The organism is Cupriavidus yeoncheonensis (genome assembly GCF_905397275.1).
In the GTDB taxonomy this organism is placed as follows: domain Bacteria; phylum Pseudomonadota; class Gammaproteobacteria; order Burkholderiales; family Burkholderiaceae; genus Cupriavidus; species Cupriavidus yeoncheonensis.
In genome coordinates this window covers 1-16,087 of record NZ_CAJPUY010000026.1, presented here as the reverse complement: position 1 = coordinate 16,087, position 16,087 = coordinate 1, and the positions used below count along the sequence as shown (strand labels likewise).

At 65.3% G+C, this 16,087-nt stretch carries 16 protein-coding genes and 1 pseudogene; 11 read left to right on the top strand and 6 right to left on the bottom strand.

Annotated features, from left to right (window positions below; translation table 11 throughout):
- Positions 1-5: 5 nt before the first annotated feature.
- Positions 6-1,388, bottom strand: coding sequence for an ethanolamine ammonia-lyase subunit EutB (locus KHO22_RS27380; protein WP_211950316.1), 1,383 nt, complete (start codon positions 1,386-1,388; stop codon positions 6-8).
- Between the two features lie 292 nt (positions 1,389-1,680).
- Here KHO22_RS27380 and KHO22_RS27375 point away from each other — a divergent pair, with 292 nt between their 5' ends.
- Entirely contained in the window at positions 1,681-3,690 is a 2,010-nt protein-coding gene (locus tag KHO22_RS27375; protein WP_211950315.1) for an alkaline phosphatase D family protein, read from the top strand.
- 50 nt (positions 3,691-3,740) lie between these two features.
- Here KHO22_RS27375 and KHO22_RS27370 read toward each other — a convergent pair whose 3' ends face one another.
- Positions 3,741-4,649: a LysR family transcriptional regulator gene (locus KHO22_RS27370; protein ID WP_211950372.1), complete on the bottom strand. Its 909-nt coding sequence runs from the start codon at positions 4,647-4,649 to the stop codon at positions 3,741-3,743.
- 111 nt (positions 4,650-4,760) lie between these two features.
- On the opposite strand from KHO22_RS27370, the gene KHO22_RS27365 reads away from it, so the two are divergent.
- A complete protein-coding gene (locus KHO22_RS27365) occupies positions 4,761-5,927 on the top strand; it encodes a mandelate racemase/muconate lactonizing enzyme family protein (RefSeq protein WP_211950314.1) in 1,167 nt (388 codons plus the stop codon).
- 49 nt (positions 5,928-5,976) lie between these two features.
- The gene (locus KHO22_RS27360; protein WP_211950313.1) at positions 5,977-6,969 is read left to right on the top strand and encodes a tripartite tricarboxylate transporter substrate-binding protein; all 993 of its coding nucleotides are present in this window, start codon (positions 5,977-5,979) and stop codon (positions 6,967-6,969) included.
- 13 nt (positions 6,970-6,982) lie between these two features.
- On the opposite strand, the gene KHO22_RS27355 is transcribed toward KHO22_RS27360, so the two are convergent.
- Positions 6,983-7,657 carry a GntR family transcriptional regulator gene (locus KHO22_RS27355; RefSeq protein WP_211950312.1) on the bottom strand — a complete coding sequence of 225 codons (675 nt, stop codon included), beginning with the start codon at positions 7,655-7,657 and terminating at the stop codon, positions 6,983-6,985.
- Positions 7,658-7,792: 135 nt separating this feature from the next.
- On the opposite strand from KHO22_RS27355, the gene KHO22_RS27350 reads away from it, so the two are divergent.
- The 4 genes and pseudogenes from KHO22_RS27350 (at position 7,793) to KHO22_RS27340 (ending at position 10,668) form a co-directional block, all read left to right on the top strand.
- The gene (locus tag KHO22_RS27350) at positions 7,793-8,545 is read left to right on the top strand and encodes an SDR family NAD(P)-dependent oxidoreductase (protein ID WP_211950311.1); all 753 of its coding nucleotides are present in this window, start codon (positions 7,793-7,795) and stop codon (positions 8,543-8,545) included.
- A gap of 13 nt (positions 8,546-8,558) precedes the next feature.
- A complete protein-coding gene (locus KHO22_RS27345; RefSeq protein ID WP_211950310.1) occupies positions 8,559-9,752 on the top strand; it encodes an acyl-CoA dehydrogenase family protein in 1,194 nt (397 codons plus the stop codon).
- Positions 9,753-9,778: 26 nt separating this feature from the next.
- A pseudogene (locus KHO22_RS32670) lies at positions 9,779-10,022 on the top strand (helix-turn-helix domain-containing protein); the annotation flags it as partial.
- A 163-nt stretch (positions 10,023-10,185) separates the two neighbouring features.
- On the top strand, positions 10,186-10,668 hold the full coding sequence (locus KHO22_RS27340) for a VOC family protein (protein ID WP_211950309.1): 483 nt from the start codon (positions 10,186-10,188) through the stop codon (positions 10,666-10,668).
- Positions 10,669-10,722: 54 nt separating this feature from the next.
- On the opposite strand, the gene KHO22_RS27335 is transcribed toward KHO22_RS27340, so the two are convergent.
- A complete protein-coding gene (locus KHO22_RS27335) occupies positions 10,723-10,995 on the bottom strand; it encodes a hypothetical protein (RefSeq protein ID WP_211950308.1) in 273 nt (90 codons plus the stop codon).
- 28 nt (positions 10,996-11,023) lie between these two features.
- Between KHO22_RS27335 and KHO22_RS27330 the strand changes: the two genes are divergently transcribed.
- Positions 11,024-11,788: a bestrophin-like domain gene (locus KHO22_RS27330; protein ID WP_211950307.1), complete on the top strand. Its 765-nt coding sequence runs from the start codon at positions 11,024-11,026 to the stop codon at positions 11,786-11,788.
- A gap of 53 nt (positions 11,789-11,841) precedes the next feature.
- Here the strand turns inward: KHO22_RS27330 and KHO22_RS27325 are convergent, their stop codons facing one another.
- On the bottom strand, positions 11,842-12,990 hold the full coding sequence (locus tag KHO22_RS27325; protein WP_211950306.1) for a GGDEF domain-containing protein: 1,149 nt from the start codon (positions 12,988-12,990) through the stop codon (positions 11,842-11,844).
- A gap of 208 nt (positions 12,991-13,198) precedes the next feature.
- Here KHO22_RS27325 and KHO22_RS27320 point away from each other — a divergent pair, with 208 nt between their 5' ends.
- Positions 13,199-13,666, top strand: a complete 468-nt coding sequence (locus tag KHO22_RS27320; RefSeq protein WP_211950305.1) for a carboxymuconolactone decarboxylase family protein — start codon at positions 13,199-13,201, stop codon at positions 13,664-13,666.
- Complete coding sequence (locus tag KHO22_RS27315) at positions 13,666-14,523, top strand: sigma-70 family RNA polymerase sigma factor (protein ID WP_230427051.1); 858 nt, start codon at positions 13,666-13,668, stop codon at positions 14,521-14,523. Before KHO22_RS27320 ends, KHO22_RS27315 begins: the two co-directional genes overlap by 1 nt.
- A gap of 14 nt (positions 14,524-14,537) precedes the next feature.
- On the opposite strand, the gene KHO22_RS27310 is transcribed toward KHO22_RS27315, so the two are convergent.
- A complete protein-coding gene (locus KHO22_RS27310) occupies positions 14,538-15,062 on the bottom strand; it encodes a phospholipase D family nuclease (protein ID WP_211950303.1) in 525 nt (174 codons plus the stop codon).
- A 168-nt stretch (positions 15,063-15,230) separates the two neighbouring features.
- Between KHO22_RS27310 and KHO22_RS27305 the strand changes: the two genes are divergently transcribed.
- A complete protein-coding gene (locus KHO22_RS27305; protein WP_420839659.1) occupies positions 15,231-15,800 on the top strand; it encodes a cysteine hydrolase family protein in 570 nt (189 codons plus the stop codon).
- Positions 15,801-16,087 lie beyond the last annotated feature (287 nt).

Sequence of the window (16,087 nt, the reverse complement as noted above, 5' to 3'; positions counted from 1 at the left end):
GGCGGCTACAGCGAATGCGCCAGTTCAAGCAGCGGCTGCCGGTCCGCGGGCTCCAGCAGGCGTCCGCTGCCATCGGCGATGCCCATGCGCTGCAGCCAGGCCTCGAACTCGGGTGCGGGCCGCAGGCCGAGTACCTCGCGCAGGTACAGCGCATCGTGGAACGACGTGCTCTGGTAGTTCAGCATGATGTCGTCGGCCCCCGGCACGCCCATGATGAAGTTGATGCCGGCCACGCCGAACAGCGTCAGCAGCGTATCCATGTCGTCCTGGTCGGCCTCGGCATGGTTGGTGTAGCAGACGTCGCAACCCATCGGCACGCCCAGCAGCTTGCCGCAGAAATGGTCTTCGAGCCCGGCGCGGATGATCTGCTTGCCGTCATACAGGTACTCCGGCCCGATGAAGCCCACCACGGTATTGACCAGCAGCGGCGAGAACCGCCGCGCCACCGCATAGGCGCGCGCTTCCATGGTCTGCTGGTCCACGCCGTGGTGCGCGTTGGCCGACAGCGCGCTGCCCTGCCCGGTCTCGAAGTACATCACGTTGTTGCCCACCGTGCCGCGCGCCAGCGACTGCGCGGCATCATGCGCCTCGGCCAGCAGCGACAGGCTGATGCCGAATGCGGCGTTGGCGCGCTCGCTGCCGGCCACCGACTGGAACACCAGGTCCACCGGCGCGCCCTGTTCCATCGCGCGCAGCGTGTGGGTGACATGCGTGAGCACGCAGGACTGCGTGGGAATATCAAAGCGGCAGCGCAGGTCGTCGATCATGCGCAGCAAGGACACGATCGCGCCCAGGTTGTCCGATGCCGGATTGACGCCGATGGTCGCATCGCCGCAGCCATACATCAGCCCGTCGATGATCGATGCCGCAATGCCCTTGGGATCGTCGGTCGGATGGTTCGGCTGCAGCCGCACGGACAGGCGGCCCGGCAAGCCGACCGTGCTGCGAAAGCGCGTCACCACGCGGCACTTGCGCGCGACCGCGACGAGGTCCTGGTTGCGCATGAGCTTGCTCACCGCCGCGGCCATCTCCGGCGTGATGCCGCGCGCCACGCGTGCGAGCGCGGCGCTGTCGGTCTCGTGCAGCAAGAGCCAGTTGCGGAAGTCGCCCACCGTGAGGGATGCGATCTCGGCGAAGGCGCCGGCATCGTGGCTGTCGAGGATCAGCCGGCTCACCTCGTCGTCCTCATACGGGACCAGCGCTTCAGACAGGAACTGCGAAAGCGGCACGGCGGCAAGTGCCATGCGCGCCGCCATGCGCTCTTCCTCGCTCGCGGCGGCAATGCCGGCAAGGCAGTCGCCGGAACGCGCGGGACTCGCCTTGGCCAGCAAGGTACGCAGGTCGGCGAAGACGTGGCGGTGCTGGCCAACCGTGTGGAGAAATGCCATGGGCGCGGGCTCCGGGGCTAGGACCCTGTGATGGCATGACGCAATCGCCATCAGGGCAAGTGGTATGCCGGTATGACTACTATAGTCCCTCGGGTTCACACGCAACGCGTTGCTGTCCGGAATGGCTCGATATTGCACACGAGTGCCGCGCCCATGCGCGCCATCCGGACATCGCCCTCTGCGGCGTCGTCCTTCTCCTATATCGATGTCGGTCACCCACCGACAGCGATCTTGCCGATCGGTTCCTAGTATCCAGATGCTACCCATCGGAATCAGCATAAGGAGAAGCGCCATGGACCGCCGCCAGTTCTTCAAGTGGGGAAGTTTCATGACTGTTTCCGTAGCCGCTGGCGGACTCGCCGCATGCGGCGGCGGCGATTCGGAGCCCGCGCCCTCCGACATGGGAAATCCCGAGAACTTCAACTTCCTGCATGGCGTCGCCTCCGGAGACCCGAAGCCCGACAGCGTGGTGGTGTGGACTCGCGTGGACGGCAGCAACGGCCAGCGTCCGGTGCAGGTCCGGCTCCAGGTCTCGCTGCAGCAGGACTTCAGCACGCTGCTCGTCAACCAACTGCTTTCCGCGCTGCCCGACTGGGACTACACCTTGCGCAACAAGGTCACCGGTCTCTCTCCGTCGACGCGGTACTACTACCGCTTCCTGCTCGGCAACCGCGCCAGCACGGTCGGCCGCACGCGCACTGCCGCGGCCGCCGGCACGCCGCTGTCGCAACTGCGCTTTGCCTTCATCTGTTGCCAGGACTGGAACGTCAATCACTGGGCCGGCATGGAAGAGCTCGCGCAGCAGGACCTGGATTTCGTCGTCCATGTGGGCGACTACATCTACGAGGCGGTGCCCGGTGGTTCGCGCAACGGCAATGTGGAGGACCGGCATGGCGTCCTGCAACTGCCGGACGGCACGACGCTGCCGGACGGCTCGATCTACGCGACCACGCTCGCCGACTATCGCTTCCTGTACCGCAGCTATCGCAGCGACCCGCGTTTGCAGGCGCTGCACGCGGCCTTCCCCGTGATCGCCATCTGGGACGACCACGAGTTCTCCGACAACTGCTGGCAGGACCGCCAGACATACAGCGCCACCGACGACGCGACTCCGCGCACCGCGCGGCGGCGCAGCGCCAACCAGGCGTGGTTCGAGTTCCTGCCGGCCGACGTCACGATCGACCTGAACAATCCATCGTTCCAGAACATCCAGATCTACCGGTCGTTCACGTTCGGCAACCTGGCCACGCTGCTGATGACCGACGAACGCCTGTACCGCGCCGACCACATCATTCCGGAACAGTCCACCGGCGGTGCCGTAGGCGCGCGCTTCTTCGTGCGGGCCGACAAACTGGCTGCGGCCGAGGCCGACAAGATCGCAGCCGCAGGCAATGCGCTGACGCCCGTGACCATGCTCGGCGACACCCAGCGCGCCTGGTGGCAGGACCACGTTGTGGGCGCGAATACCACGTGGAAGCTGTGGGGCAACGAGCTGGCGATGCTGCGCATGCAGGTGGACATCCCGCAGGCGCTCGCCGACCTGATCGCCAAGGGCCTCGCGCAGCTCAACGGCGTGCTGGCTCCGCTGGTTGCCGACATGACGACTGCGCTGGCCAGCGACCTGCGCGGCGCCAGGGCAGCGGGCACGCTGGCCGGGCTCACGTATCCCGCGTTGCGCAACGTGGTGTCGCGCGTGGGCATCAGCAGCGCCACCTTCGACGCCACCATCAAGCCTTACATCGACCAACGTCTGCCGTCGATCGAACTGCTTGACCGGATCATCCTCAACGCCGACCAGTGGGATGGCTATAACGCCGAGCGCAAGAACCTGATGGCGTTCCTGAAGGCCAACAGCGTGCACAACGTCGTCACGCTGAGCGGCGATATCCATGCGTTCTTCGCCGGACAGGTGATGGACGACTACGATGCCGCGAGCCCGGCTTCGGTCATGGTCGACCTTGTCACGGCCGGCGTGTCGAGCAACACGCTGCTGAGCCGGCTGCGCGCCAGGGTCGACAACGACCAGGCGTTCGCGGCGCTGCGCGAACTCATCTACAGCAACGCGGGCAGCACGCTGGTGAACACACTCAATGCCACGCTACGCACCTTCAACCCGTGGCTGCGGCACGTCGAAACCAACGCCGAAGGCTATGCGCTGGTGACGCTTACCCCCGCAAAGCTCAGTTGCGCCTTCCATGTGATGAAGCCCCTTGAAGGCACCACGGCGCCCGCACAACCGGCCACGGCCAGCGTGCAGGTGATCGAGGTCGCGTCCGGTGCCACTGACGTCACGGTTGTCTAGGCAGGAGAGCACGGCGAACGCATCCTCTTTTCGAGAGCGCCGGTCAGCGGCTACTTCGCCTGCCCGGCTTCCTGAAACTTCTCGATCAGGAAATCAATGAACGCGCGCGCGCGCGCCGTCTGGTTGCGGCGCTGGGCGTAGTACACAAAAAGGTCGGCGGAAGGCAGCCTGAACTCCGGCAAGACCACCCGCAGCCGTCCGCTTTCCAGATACTTGGCCAGGTCCCATTCCGACCGGATCAGGATGCCGTGCCCATCGAGCGCCCAGCCCAGGACAATATCGCCATCGTTGCTGGACAAGGCGCCATCGACCTTGATGCTCTCATAACGACCGTCATGCTCGAACCGCCAGATGCCATAGGCGTCATCGTTCTGGCGATGGATGATGCAGCGGTGGCCGGACAGTTCCGCGAGCGATCCGGGCGCGCCGTATCTTTCCAGGTACACCGGCGACGCGCAGAGAAAGCGCCGGTTCGACATGATCCGCCGCGCGGCGAGCCGCCGGTCAGGTAGCTTGCCGAACCGGATGGCCAGGTCGATGCCGCTGTCCACCAGGTCCACGGGCCGGTCGGTGACTTCCAGTTGTACCTCCACGTGCGCATAGCGCCTGGCAAACTCCGAAACGAGCGGCGCGATGGTGGTGCGTCCGAACCCGAGTGTCGCGTTCACACGCAACAGCCCCCGCGGCTCGGCGCCGCTGCTCGACACCACGCTCTCCATCTCGCGCAGATCCGCGAGGATTCGCGTGGCATACGCAAGGTAGGTCTCGCCTTCGTTCGTCAGGCTGATGCTCCGGGTGGTGCGATTGACCAGGCGCACGCCGAGCCGGCTTTCCATCAGTGCGAGACGCTTGGTCGCCGCCGGCGGGGTCAGGTCGAGCTCCCTGGCGGCCGCGGAAAGGCTTCCCAGCCGCGCAATCAGCACAAAGAACTCAAGTTCGGATGCCAGTTCAGTTTTCACCGCAAGTGAATAATGATGTGAACCAGATTCAATCTTAGTGCATCCGCCGAAGCCTAAGCTACCGATTCCCGCACCCCGCGCAGCAGCGTTCCGTGTACTAGGAGACACACTGTGAGAATCGTAGAAATCCGCGAGAAGACCCTCCCTATCAGCTCGCCCATCCGCAACGCCTACATTGACTTCAGCAAGATGACCCTCAGCCTGGTCGCCGTGATCACGGACGTGATCCGCGACGGCAAGCCAGTGGTCGGCTACGGCTTCAACTCCAACGGCCGCTACGGCCAGGGCACCCTGATGCGCGAACGCTTCATCCCGCGCATCCTGGAAGCGGATCCGGACTCGCTGGTCGATGCATCGGGAAACAACCTCGACCCGCACAAGATCTGGGACACCATGTTCAAGAACGAGAAGCCGGGCGGACATGGCGAACGCTCCGTCGCGATCGGCACCATCGACATGGCCGTCTGGGATGCGGTGGCCAAGATCGAAGGCAAGCCGCTGTTCCAGTTGCTGGCTGACCGCTACGGCAATGGCCAGGCGGACCGCAAGGTCTTTGTCTATGCCGCCGGCGGCTACTACTACCCGGGGCAGGACCACGGCAAGCTGAAGGACGAGATGCGCAGCTATATCGACCGCGGCTACACCGTGGTCAAGAAGAAGATTGGCGGCGCGTCGCTCGACGAAGACCTGCGCCGTATCGACTCGATTCTGAGCGTGCTGCAGGACGGCCAGAAGCTCGCCGTCGATGCCAACGGTCGCTTTGACCTCGACACGGCCATCCAGTATGCAAAGGCCCTGTCCCAGTACGACCTGTTCTGGTACGAGGAGCCGGGCGATCCGCTCGACTTCGAGCTGCAGGCCACGCTGCGCAACTACTACGACAAGCCGATGGCAACCGGCGAAGACCTGTTCTCGATGCAGGACGCGCGCAACCTGATCCGCTATGGCGGCATGCGCCCGGACCGCGACTACCTGCAGTTCGATTGCGCGCTCAGCTACGGCCTGGTCGAATACCTACGCACGCTCGACATGCTCCGGCAGCACGGCTGGTCAGCGCGCCGCTGCATTCCGCATGGCGGCCACCAGATGTCACTGAACATTGCCGCGGGCCTCGGCCTCGGCGGCAATGAAAGCTATCCTGACCTCTTCCAGCCATTCGGCGGATTCCCCGATGGCGTCAAGGTCGACAACGGCTACGTCAACATGCCGGATCTCCCGGGTATCGGGTTCGAGGGCAAGTTCGATCTCTGCAGCGTCATGCAGCAACTGTCGGCCTGACGGTCCGACCGAGCGGTACAGCGTTCACAACAACACAGCGGAGACAACCATGTGGATCAAGCAAGCAGCCGGGCGTGCCACAACGCTTTGCCTTGTCAGCGGTATTCTTGTCGCATCCGGCTACGCCCGTGCCGAATATCCGGACAAGCCTGTCACCCTGGTTGTCCCGTTCGTGGCCGGTGGGCCGAGCGACAAGATCGCGCGGGATGTTGCCGAGTCCTTGCGCAAGACGCTCGGCACTACGGTGCTGGTCGAGAACACCGCGGGCGCGGGTGGCACCATCGGCACGGCACGCGTCGCGCGCGCCACTCCCGATGGCTACACGCTGCTGGTCCACCATATCGGCCTGGCAACCGCACCCGCGCTGTACAGGAAGCTTGGCTACAAGACCTCGGAACTGGCGTTTCTCGGGCTGATCAACGAAGCGCCATCGACGCTGATCGGCAAGCCCGGCCTGCCACCGAACGGCTTGCCTGAACTGCAGAAGTTCATCGCCGCCCAGGACGGAAAGCTGAACCTCGCAAACGCCGGCGTGGGCTCCGCGTCGCACCTGTGCGGCCTGCTGCTGCAAAGCGCGCTGAAGAGCAACATGACCTTCGTGCCTTACAAGGGCACGGCACCCGCGATGTCCGACATCATGGGCGGGCAGGTAGACCTGATGTGCGAGCAGGCCACCAACAGCACGCCGCAGATCGAGGCGAAGAAGGTAAAGGCCTATGGCGTCACCGGTGCACAGCGATCGGCGGTCCCGGCACTGGCTGCCATTCCGACGTTGAGCGAAGCCGGCCTGCCCGGATTCAACTTCACCGTCTGGCACGGCCTGTACGCCCCGCATGGCACGCCGCCGGCCGTTCTCGACAAGCTCAACAAGGCTCTGCGCGCGGCGCTGAAGGACCCCGCGCTGGTCAAGCGGGAAGAGGCGCTCGGCATCACCGTGATTGCTGATGACCGGCTGTCACCGGCAGGGCACAGGAAGTTCTTCGACGAGGAAGTGAACCGGTGGTCGAAGGTCATCAGCGAGGCGGGCATTCAGCCGGAGTGAATGCCGGCCACTCTCAGGCCGGCTCCCTCTCCAGGATCGCACTGCGCACGTTCTGCACGTGCGCAGCGCCTGCCGCCTCGGCCGCTTCGGGATCGCCGGCCAGCACGGCCGCGGCAATCCGGCGGTAGTCGTCCAGGCGCATCCGTGGCAGCGAAGCGAGCCGGTGCTGCGCGTGCACGATCGGCATGTGGATGGTCGGGAACAGGCGGCGCAGTTCGCGGTTGTCGCCCATCTCCAGCAGCGTCCGATAGAAGTGCCGCCGCGTGCTCGAGAAGGTCTCTCCGTCATGGGCCTTTTCCGCCGCGACCAGGCCCTGTACCGAGGCGCGCAACGCCTGCGCCAGTTCGCGGTTCCCGCAGCCCCGCGTGGCCGCGCGCGCGAGCAGCCCGGTCATGCGTTCCGCGACATCCAGCACGTCCAGGGTTTCCTGCAGGCTCAGCCGGCGGATGATCGCGCCGCGATGGCGCGGGAGATCGACAATGCCTTCGGCGGCCAGCCGCTGCAGCGCCTCGCGCACCGAATTGCGGCCAACGCCGAAATGCGCCACCAGGTCGGTTTCGACCAGCCGCTGGCCGGGCGCGAAACCGCCCAGCTCCAGGCCGTTCACGATCCCGAAGAACACCGTGTCGGACGCGCTGCGGCCCGCCGGGCCGGACGCAACGGGCGCGACGGGGGTATGGCTGGACATAGCAGAGGAAGGAGAGATCGTTCTGGACACGGGCGCGATTCTAATGGATTGGCCGGGCATCGAGGTTCGACACCGTTGACATAGGATGAAATCATCCTACAATCTGGTCCTGAAATGCAAAAAACGGAGACATCCATGAAGGAGACGTTGCTCGGTCTTTCCGGCAAACGGGCGCTGGTCACGGGGGCATCGAGCGGGCTGGGAGCGCACTTTGCTCGCCGGCTGGCCGCGCATGGCGCGGAAGTGGTGCTGGCGGCACGGCGCATCGATGCGCTGCAGTCGGTGGCGAAACAAGTGGAACAGTACGGGCGCGCGCACTGCGTGGCGCTTGATGTGAACGATGCCGCATCGCGCGCGGCGCTGGTGGAGAACGCCGGGCCCGTCGACATCCTCGTCAACAACGCCGGACTGGTACGCGAGGGGCCGGCCCTCACCCATGCCGAGGCAGACTGGGATATGGTGATGGACACCAATCTCAAGGGCATGTTCTTCCTGGCGCAGGCATTGGCCCCCGGCATGCGCGCGCGCGGTGGCGGCAGCATCATCAACGTGGCGTCGATCCTGGGGCTGCGGCAGGCGGGCGGCGTGGTGTCCTATGCGGTGTCCAAGGCGGGCGTCGTGCAACTGACGAAGACGCTCGCGCTGGAATGGGCGCGCCATGGCATTCGCGTGAACGCCATTGCCCCCGGCTACATCGATACCGAACTCAACCGCGACTTCTGGCAGACCGACGCCGGCAAGGCGCTGATCCAACGCATTCCGCAGCGCCGTCTCGGACAGCTCGAAGACCTGGACGGGCCGCTGCTGCTGCTCGCGTCCGATGCCTCGCGCTATATGACGGGCGCCGTGCTGGCCGTCGACGGCGGCCACCTGGTCAACACACTCTGAGGGAATGGCACCCATGTTCACCCCCTGTCCTTCCGAACGCAGCAAGCAGATCGCGGACCGTGTCGAGCGCTTCGTGCGCGACGTCGTGGCGCCGTACGAACAGGATCCGCGCTGCACCGCGCATGGCCCCACCGAGGAACTGGTCGACGAACTGCGCGCCAAAGCGCGCGCGGCGGGCGTCATGACGCCGCACATCCTTGCCGATGGCAGCCACCTGGACCAGCGCGAAACGGCCGCCGTGCTCAAGCGCTCGGGCCTGTCGCCGCTCGGCCCGGTCGCCGTCAATACCATGGCGCCCGATGAGGGCAATATGTTCCTGCTCGGCAAGGTGGCATCCGCCGCGCAGAAAGCGCGCTTTCTCGAGCCGCTCGTGCGCGGCGACGCGCGCTCGGCGTTCTTCATGACCGAGCCCGCCGAAGACGGCGGTGCGGGGTCGGATCCGTCAATGCTGGGCACCACGGCGGTTCGCGACGGCGACGACTGGGTCATCAACGGCCGCAAGAAGTTCATCACCGGCGCCGAAGGCGCCAGGGTCGGCATCGTGATGGCGCGTACCGGCGACGGCGAGCGCGCGCAGGCCACGATGTTCCTGGTCGACCTGCCCCACCCCGCCATTCGCACCGAGCGCGTGATCGACACCATCGACAGCTCGATGCCGGGCGGCCATGCCCTGGTCCTGATCGACAACCTGCGCGTGCCGGCCGACCAGGTGCTGGGCGAAGTCCATGAAGGCTTCCGCTATGCGCAGGTGCGGCTGTCGCCGGCGCGGCTTTCCCATTGCATGCGCTGGTTCGGCACGGTCACGCGCGCGGACGAGATCGCACGCGCGTATGCCACGACACGCAAGGCATTCGGCAAGCTGCTGATCGACCACGAAGGCGTGGGCTTCATGCTGGCGGAGAACCTGATCGACCTGCAGCAGGCGGCGCTGATGATCGACTGGTGCGCCGGCGTGCTCGATACGGGATCGGCGGGCACCAGCGAAAGCTCGATGGCCAAGGTTGCCGTGTCGGAAGCACTGTTCCGCGTCGCCGACCGCTGCGTGCAGATCCTTGGCGGAAACGGCGTGTCGCGCGACACCATCGTCGAGCAGGCCTTCCGCGAGCTGCGCGCGTTCCGGATCTACGACGGCCCGACCGAAGTCCACAAGTGGTCGCTCGCGAAGAAGATCAAGCGCGACACGCTGGGGGCGTCGAAGCATGGCTGACCGGATCCTCGCCTGAGCGTCCGGCCATGACCTCGCGCCGCTCTCCCGTTCAGCGCGCGCTCGCGGTACTGCGCGCGCTCTCCGACCCCGAAGTGCGCCGCATGAGCGACGTGGCGCGCGCCACCGGCCTCTGTCCCGCCACAACCCGCCACGACCTCGCGCCTGCTCGACATGCTCGTGCAGCAAGGGTTCGCCACGCGCGATGACAAACGGCGTTATGGCATCGGCCCCGAGGTATTCCAGCTGGCCGACGTGGGACAGCGCCGTGTCCTTTTTCATTGGCTGAAAATTTTCCTGTCCCGCGAGAGTGTGAGACATTGGAGGGACCGACCACGGCATCCGTCACATCCGGCAGGCCAGGTTTCGCAATATGGGATCCCGCGACAGCTGGACGGTAGCGCATGCCGTGGCTCGACCTTTCAGGAGACACGATATGACCAGCAAGAACACGATCTGTCTTTGGTATGACGGCGATGCCCTTGAAGCCGCGAACTTCTACGCTCAAACCTTTCCTGACAGCGCGGTGCAGGCCGTGCACCGCGCGCCGGGCGACTATCCCGATGGCAAAGAGGGCGATGTCCTGACCGTCGAATTTACCGTAGCCGGCATTCCCTGCCTGGGCCTGAACGGCGGCCCGCACTTCAAGCACTCCGAGGCCTTCTCGTTCCAGATCGCAACAGACGACCAGGCTGAAACCGACCGCTTGTGGAATGCCATCGTGAACAATGGCGGCCAGGAAAGCGAATGTGGCTGGTGCAAGGACCGGTGGGGATTGTCCTGGCAGATCACCCCGCGCGCGCTCACCGCGGCCTACACCGACCCCGATCGCGCCGCAGCCAAGCGCGCCTTCGAAGCGATGATGACCATGCGCAAGATCGACATCGCCGCGATCGAGGCCGCCCGGACGGGGAAGTAGCCTCCCTTTCGCTATGCGAGGCGACGTGCGATGCACGCTGACGTGCATCGCACATTACATTGCTGTGTAGCCGGCATCCTTCCGCAGCCCTTCCCGCCCTGGGCATCGAGCGAAGGATTTCAGCTCGGCTTCGCAAGCCTTCACCACGGCGCGGGCGGGCGTCGATGACATAAACGATTTCTTCCGCCGGCTGAAAATTTTCGACGCATCGCTCTGGCCGAAGCGAGTGTCCATAGAATGGCTTTCCCGTATCCGGTGTCGGTCCGCGCCTGATTCGCATTGAATGCCCGGATCACGGGGCATCGCGATCGCCAGGGCCGGCGCCATCAGGTTGCACTTCTCCTCCCAGGTGGATATGAGCCAGCTCCTGCGACATCCGGCCATCCTCTTCGTGCTGTTGCTGGTCCTCCTCGCCTCGGCCACGGCTGCCGGGTCGCTTGTGCTGCGCCGCATCCGGCCGATCGCCGACGAAGGCCGCGAAGACTTCGCCATCGTGCAGGGCGCCACGCTGACACTGCTGGCCCTGCTGATCGGCTTTACCTTGTCGATGGCGGTGGGGCGTTACGACCAGCGCAAGAACCTGGAAGAAGAGGAAGCCAATGCCATCGGCACGGAATATCTTCGCGCGGACCTGATGGACCCGGAAGGCGGCGACAAGGCCAGGAAGCTGCTGGCCCGCTATCTGGAGCAGCGCATTCGCTACTACCGCGCGCACGGCGAAGCGGACTTGCAGGAGATCAATTCCGCCACGGCGCAGCTTGAGGACGAGATGTGGAAGGTCGTGCGCGACGCCGCGCTGAAGACGCCGAACCCGGTCACCGCGCTGGCGGTCGGCGGCATGAACGACGTCATCAACTCGCAGGGGTATGCGGAAGCCGCGTGGCGAAATCGCATTCCGGTAGCAGCGTGGGGGCTGATGATCGCCATCGCCCTGTTGAGCAGCGTGATGCAGGGCTACGGTGCCCGGACCGCGCCGGCGAGGATCGGGCTGCTGCTGATCCTGCCGCTGACGGTAGCGCTTTCGCTCGCGCTGATCGCGGATGTCGACAGCCCGCGTGGCGGGCTGATCCGCGTTGCGCCACAGAACCTGCTCAGCCTGCAAGACTCCCTCGGCCGCTAGCTGGCGGGCGCTCGCACGCGTTCACCCCTGCCGCAGCAGAGCGGCGCAGCCGCTTACGCCAGTTCGAGCCGGTTCCCGCCCAGCGATTTCGCGCGATACAGCGCCTGGTCCGCAGCGGCAAGCCCGACTGCCAGCGGGGGCACCTCGCCTTCGAACTGCGCCAGGCCGATGCTGACCGTTGCCGCCACGCCGAGGCTGTCGGTCCCGCTGGAAGTCGTCTCGGCAAAGCGCTTCGCGACGGTCTCGCCCAGTGCCCTGGCGCGGCGGGCATCGTCGCCGGACAGCAGCGCGGCGAACTCTTCGCCGCCAATCCGGGCCAGGATCGCGTCCGGCCCCACCACGGTCCGCGCGGTTTCCGCGAACGACTTCAGCACCTGGTCGCCGGTCTGGTGGCCGTAGAGGTCATTGATGGCCTTGAACTGGTCGAGATCGAACGCGAGCACGGATACGGGTCCGCCCCCTGCCCCGCCATCGATGACGCGCGCGCCCTCTTCAAAGAACCACCGGCGATTGCCAAGGCGGGTCAGGTAATCGGTCTGGGATTCGCGCAGGAGCTGGCCGTGGGCTTCCTCGCGCATGAGCTTGAGCAGCGCCATCGGCAGGATGACCGAATACAGGACGCCCTCGTACACCGTGGCCTTGCTCGCGATCGCCTGGATCGCCGGTCCGTATCCGGCCACCAGCCAGGGCAGCACGAATGCACGGCCGGCATAGAGCACGGCATGGACACCCGTCACCGCCACGACGATATACCGCGAATGCAGCCACTTCATCGCATCGCAGCGCAGCATCTCCCAGGCCGTCATGGCGCTGACGAGCGCGATCGGCAATGCGCTGACGTAGTTCCACACCACGTCCTGCCAGCGCGACCCCGCGGCCACCCAGACCAGCGCCATCAGGAAGAGCAGGCCGGCCGGGGCGGCACGGTAGCGCCGGCCGCGCAACGATGCCACGCCGCCCAGGACCAGCAGATAGCCGCTGAGGATGATGAGATTGCTGATGGCGGAGCCAAGCGCGCCGGGCAGCTCCCGACGGCACAGCACGGCGGCGCAGCCCATCGCGAGCGTGGCGAATCCTGCCGCCAGGATCCGCAAGGACCTGCTGCGCCGGGGGTTGGCCCGATGTTCCCACAGCGTCATGCCCGCACTGGCGAGCAGCGTCCCGATCGCAAGGAGGTAAAGAGTAAGAAGATCGACGTGCATCCAGAATGTTAAGACATAGCACCGATACATTGCGGCGGCACGCGGATTTTACGTGGGAAACCGGACAGCCTGATGGCGCCGGCCGACCGATCCAGCCGGCCCAACGGCGGGCAATCCCGGGTCCTGCGAAAAAAAATCTTCGTCGATGTCACACACGTGGGGGCCTGGCTCGTCATGTCGTCGTAACCCCTTGAAAGGAGATTCAACCATGACTGCCAAGCTCGACCCGTTCGCCGCCGCCCCCGCCCAGATGAAGTCCTGGATGGGCACATCGCTCGCCGTGGCGGGCAGCCTTGAACCGAGCCTTGTGTCGCTTGTCGAAGTGCGTGCGTCGCAGATCAACGCATGCGCGAACTGCATTAACATGCACACAGCGGATGCACGCGAGAAAGGCGAGACCGAGCAGCGCCTCTACCTGCTGTCCGCCTGGCGCGAAGCGCCGTGCTACACCGATCGCGAACGCGCGGCGCTCGGCTGGACCGACGCGCTGACCCGGCTGTCGGAAGGCCATGCGCTCGACAGCGCCCGTACGGCGCTCAACGACCACTTTTCCAGGGAAGAGCAGGTGAAGCTCACGCTCATGATCAACGTCATCAACGGCTGGAACCGCCTCGCGGTCGGCTTCGGCCTATGGGTCGATCCGGCCGCGGCGAAGGCTGCCAGGGCTTCGGCCTGATGACGGACGCCAACCTCGCGGATGCCGCGGCAAGCTTCGAGCCGCTGCGGCGCACGCTGATCCGCGTCGCGTACCGGATGCTCGGCTCCGTCGCGGATGCCGAGGACATCGTGCAGGACGCGTACATCCGCTGGGTCGGCGCCGAGCGCGCCGAGGTGCGCGTGGCCGAGGCGTTCCTGCGCCGCATGGTCATGCGGATGTGCCTGGACCAGCTCAAGTCCGCGCGGCACCAGCGCGAAACCTATATCGGCCCGTGGCTGCCCGACCCCGTGCTCGAAGAAGACGGGCAGGAAGACGTCACGCTGCCGCTGATGCTCGCGCTTGAACGCCTGTCGCCGCTCGAACGCGCAGCGTTCCTGCTGCACGATGTCTTCGGGCTGGAATTCGACGAAGTCGCGAAGACCATCCAGCGCGAGCCGGCCGCGTGCCGCCAGCTCGCGGCGCGGGCGCGCACCCATGTGCGGGAATCGCGCCCGCGTTTCCAGGTCGAGAAGGAACGCGGGCTGGAACTGGCGAAGGCGTTCTTCGATGCCTCACGCAGCGGCGACATGAGCGCGCTCGGCGCCATGCTGGCCGCCGATGTCAGCCTGCATGCCGACGGCGGCGGCAAGCGTCCGGCGATCGGCCACCCGGTGCTGGGCTTCGATGAGGTGATGAGGGTGCACGAGCAGCTGTCGAAGTACTTCCAGAAGACGGGGTCGACCTTCGTGCGCGCGGTTTTTATCAACGGCCTCCCCGGCTTTGTCACGCTCGAAGCGGATGGGGAGCTGCAGACGACGGCGCTGGAAATCGAGGACGGGAAGATCGCGGCGATTTACGTGGTGCGCAATCCGGAGAAACTGCGGCATTTGCATTAGCCGGGAGAGGGCCGTCAGCGCCCGGGATAGGGCTTGCCCAGATCCCAGCGTGACTGCCAGTGCGTGATGTACTGGCGCGAGACCTCCGGCATGTCTCGAATGACGACCACGTTTTCGGAGTTGGCCGTCTCGGCGGACGGCGCATAGTTGAAAGAGCCGGTTTGCACCGTATTGCCATCGACGATGATCGTCTTGTCGTGATGGATGTGGAAATGGTCGTTGGTGCGCAGCTCCACGCCGTTGCGGGTCACGAAGTCCATGGCCGCCATGCTCGCCTTGCCCAGGTTGCGCGTCTTGTCGATGACCACGCGCACCTGCACGCCGCGATTCCTGGCATCGACCAGCGCCTGCATGATGTCCGGGGCCTGGAACGCGTAGGCGAGCACCTGGATGCTGTGCTTCGCGCTGCAGATCGTCTCCAGAACCAGCGTTCGCGCCGAGCCTTCCGGAGAGAAGCCGACCTGAACACCGGGTTCGGCCTGGGAAAGCGCTGGAATGCTGAGCAGGGTCGCCAGCGCGATGCATCGAATGATCGTCATGCTTCAGGACCTATGTATGTGCAGGCCGGATACGGCCTTGCCTGCCGGATTCTAGTCCACCGGTGCGGATCGCATGATGGTCGCCCGGCCTGGCTTCCTGGCGCTTCCTTTCATGATGTCCGTGGTAGAGTCGATCGTCCTTCCCCAACGCGAAGCCCTATGTCGCCCATGCAAGTTCCGGCGCTTGTTCCTGCGAGAACCGCTCTGGTGGTCATGCACTATCAGACCGACATCCTGGAGCTGTATCCGTCGGTCGCACCCACTCTGCTGTCCAATACGCGCAAACTGTGCGACGCTGCGCGGGCCAGGGGCGTCAGCATCTATTTCGCGAAGATCCATTTCAGTCCGGGCTATCCGGAAGTCAGTCCCTTGAACCGGAACGGGCAGGGAATCAGGCAACTGGGTCTTTTCGTCGACGATCAGATCTCGCCGGAACTCGGCCGGCGGGACACGGAGCCGCTCATCATCGCGCATCGCGCCAGCGTGTTCTTTGGTACTGACCTGCAGCTGCGCCTTTCCGCGCAGGGAATCGACCACCTGCTCATGGTGGGCATTGCGTCGACCGGCGTGGTGCTGTCGTCGGTTGCGTATGCGAGTGATGCGGACTTCCGCCTGTTCACGGTCAAGGACTGCTGCTACGACCCGGATCGGGTCGTGCACGATCATCTCTTTTCAACGGCGTTCGATTCGCGCACAACGGTGCTCTCGCTCGCCGATGCCCTGTCATGGCTTGCCTGACGTTTGCCGGACTTTCGCGGCAAACGTCTTGTCGCCGGCGCGCGTTGCGTGCTCGCGATGGCACACGTCCCTTGATGCCTGAATAAAGGTTCATCGTCAATTTGCGAGAGTGACTGAGGGTCGCTGAACGACCCGAAGCGGCCTTGCAGGTTTTCGCGACGGCTACGACTGCTATTGAGCTTCCCAAGCCCAAGCCTGTGCCCGGCGTTCGCGAAGAAACGACTATAAAAGGGAACGGCAGCGCCGAGATGACCGATAACCCATTGGTGCGAGCTCGCGGCGATTCG

Excerpts from the sequence above, each read along its gene's own strand:
- KHO22_RS27380 (WP_211950316.1), bottom strand. The coding sequence starts at position 1,388 with ATGGCATTTCTCCACACGGTTGGCCAGCACCGCCACGTCTTCGCCGAC.
- KHO22_RS27375 (WP_211950315.1), top strand. The coding sequence starts at position 1,681 with ATGGACCGCCGCCAGTTCTTCAAGTGGGGAAGTTTCATGACTGTTTCC.
- KHO22_RS27360 (WP_211950313.1), top strand. The coding sequence starts at position 5,977 with ATGTGGATCAAGCAAGCAGCCGGGCGTGCCACAACGCTTTGCCTTGTC.
- KHO22_RS27355 (WP_211950312.1), bottom strand. The coding sequence starts at position 7,657 with ATGTCCAGCCATACCCCCGTCGCGCCCGTTGCGTCCGGCCCGGCGGGC.
- KHO22_RS27350 (WP_211950311.1), top strand. The coding sequence starts at position 7,793 with ATGAAGGAGACGTTGCTCGGTCTTTCCGGCAAACGGGCGCTGGTCACG.
- KHO22_RS27345 (WP_211950310.1), top strand. The coding sequence starts at position 8,559 with ATGTTCACCCCCTGTCCTTCCGAACGCAGCAAGCAGATCGCGGACCGT.
- KHO22_RS27340 (WP_211950309.1), top strand. The coding sequence starts at position 10,186 with ATGACCAGCAAGAACACGATCTGTCTTTGGTATGACGGCGATGCCCTT.
- KHO22_RS27335 (WP_211950308.1), bottom strand. The coding sequence starts at position 10,995 with ATGGCGCCGGCCCTGGCGATCGCGATGCCCCGTGATCCGGGCATTCAA.
- KHO22_RS27330 (WP_211950307.1), top strand. The coding sequence starts at position 11,024 with ATGAGCCAGCTCCTGCGACATCCGGCCATCCTCTTCGTGCTGTTGCTG.
- KHO22_RS27325 (WP_211950306.1), bottom strand. The coding sequence starts at position 12,990 with ATGCACGTCGATCTTCTTACTCTTTACCTCCTTGCGATCGGGACGCTG.
- KHO22_RS27320 (WP_211950305.1), top strand. The coding sequence starts at position 13,199 with ATGACTGCCAAGCTCGACCCGTTCGCCGCCGCCCCCGCCCAGATGAAG.
- KHO22_RS27315 (WP_230427051.1), top strand. The coding sequence starts at position 13,666 with ATGACGGACGCCAACCTCGCGGATGCCGCGGCAAGCTTCGAGCCGCTG.
- KHO22_RS27310 (WP_211950303.1), bottom strand. The coding sequence starts at position 15,062 with ATGACGATCATTCGATGCATCGCGCTGGCGACCCTGCTCAGCATTCCA.
- KHO22_RS27305 (WP_420839659.1), top strand. The coding sequence starts at position 15,231 with ATGCAAGTTCCGGCGCTTGTTCCTGCGAGAACCGCTCTGGTGGTCATG.